This is a genomic window from Leisingera sp. F5 (assembly GCF_001593695.1).
In genome coordinates this window covers 1-1,673 of the sequence record NZ_LUKH01000787.1, presented here as the reverse complement: position 1 = coordinate 1,673, position 1,673 = coordinate 1, and the positions used below count along the sequence as shown (strand labels likewise).

The 1,673-nt window shown below is 58.9% G+C and carries 2 protein-coding genes and 1 pseudogene; all 3 read left to right on the top strand.

Features of this window, described 5'->3' with window-relative positions; genetic code table 11:
- Window positions 1-292, top strand: a pseudogene (gene sucC, locus A2I95_RS35975) (succinate--CoA ligase subunit beta); the annotation flags it as partial.
- A gap of 78 nt (window positions 293-370) precedes the next feature.
- Entirely contained in the window at window positions 371-655 is a 285-nt protein-coding gene (locus A2I95_RS35970) for a hypothetical protein (protein WP_291737314.1), read from the top strand.
- 93 nt (window positions 656-748) lie between these two features.
- Window positions 749-1,576: a glycosyltransferase family 25 protein gene (locus A2I95_RS35965; RefSeq protein WP_291737313.1), complete on the top strand. Its 828-nt coding sequence runs from the start codon at window positions 749-751 to the stop codon at window positions 1,574-1,576.
- The last annotated feature ends 97 nt before the right edge of the window (window positions 1,577-1,673 follow it).

Sequence of the window (1,673 nt, the reverse complement as noted above, 5' to 3'; positions counted from 1 at the left end):
CGGCGCCACCAAGGAGAAGGTGACCGAGGCTTTCAAGATCATCACCTCGGACCCGCAGGTCAAAGGCATCCTGGTCAACATCTTCGGCGGCATCATGCGCTGCGACGTCATCGCCGAGGGCGTGGTTGCCGCGGTCAAGGAAGTCGGCCTGAAAGTGCCGCTGGTAGTCCGCCTGGAAGGCACCAACGTCGAAAAGGGCAAGGAGATCATCAACACCTCCGGCCTTGACGTGATCGCCGCCGACAACCTGAAAGACGGTGCCGAGAAGATCGTGAAAGCGGTTAAGGGGTAGTTTCCCTCCAAAGCCCCCCCTGAAAGGTCCATTGGACCTTTCAGTTTCCATCACAGGCCAAGCCACACGAGAGAGCAAATGGGTTTTGAGACGCCACAGGCTTTGAAAATTGCGCTGACCTTCGGTGTAATGGGATACTTTTTCATTGCCGTAGCTCGTCATCAATTGTGGGTTCTCGAAAACACGATGCGTGCTTCAAAACCTCACAACTCGTTGAATAGAAACTCCTTCGCTTTCTTGTTCAACCTCCCTCGGAGAACAGTGGCCCAAACATTCTTAGCCATCGGCTGGCTAATGGCGGTCGGCGGTCCGGCAGTCTCCGGGATCGGCGCTTTGGTCAATACCACCTATGGAAACCAATAAGATGGCACCCACCTATATTGACCGTTCTGTTTACAGCTCCGGTGTTCGATTGGAGCGGTTCACAGCATCAAACAGCTTAGAGGACCAAGCCTCGTGAAAGCCGCTGTCTACCTCATAGGCTTGCAGCAGGCCACGGGCCGGGCAGCGCTGATGCAGCGGGAGCTGGATCAGGCCGGGCTTTCGGCTGCGCGTATCAATGCGGTGGACAGCACCCAAGTCAGCCGTGACGAGATGCTCAAGCAGTGCGCCTCCGAGGGCAACTGGGGTTATTTCCAGACCAAGGACATGGCCTGCACCCTCAGCCACGCTAGGGCCTGGCAGGCGCTTTTGGATTCAGATGCCGATGTGGCGCTGATCCTGGAGGATGACGTGTTTCTGTCGCCCGACACCGGCGCCTGGCTGAACGACCTGTCGTGGTGGCCGCAGGATGCCGGCATCGTCAAATTCGAACGCTGGCGGGCCAAAAAGCTGCAGGTCGCTCTTGGCAAGGATGGCTTTACCCATATGGGCCGCGAGGTGCGTCAGATGCTGTCCCGCCACGCGGGCGGTGCAGCCTATGTGATCTCCCGCCGGGCGGCACAGCACCTCTTGGACAGCCGTCCGTTTGAAATCACCCTGGACAACCTCCTGTTCAACTTTGACGCCTCGCTGCCCGCGCGCGCCGTCAAGGTCTATCAGGTCCAGCCCGCATTGGCCGAACAGGGCAATGAGGCCCCTGGCGAACACGCCATCGGCCCGGCGCGCCACCGCCCCAAGGGCTGGCCGCTGATCCGCCAGAAACTCCGGCGCGGGATCTATGAATTCCGCGGCGGTTTCAGAGTATTTCCCAGTGTGGTCCTGGGGCGGGCCACCCTTGAAAAAATCCGCTTCGACGGCCGATCCCTGGCCAATTCGCAGACCCAACACACACATACCGCTTGAAGGAACCGACAACATGGCAGTCCTCATCGACGAAAACACCAAAGTTATCTGTCAGGGCTTCACCGGCTCGCAGGGCACTTTTCACTCTGAACAGGCC

Excerpts from the sequence above, each read along its gene's own strand:
- A2I95_RS35970 (WP_291737314.1), top strand. The coding sequence starts at position 371 with ATGGGTTTTGAGACGCCACAGGCTTTGAAAATTGCGCTGACCTTCGGT.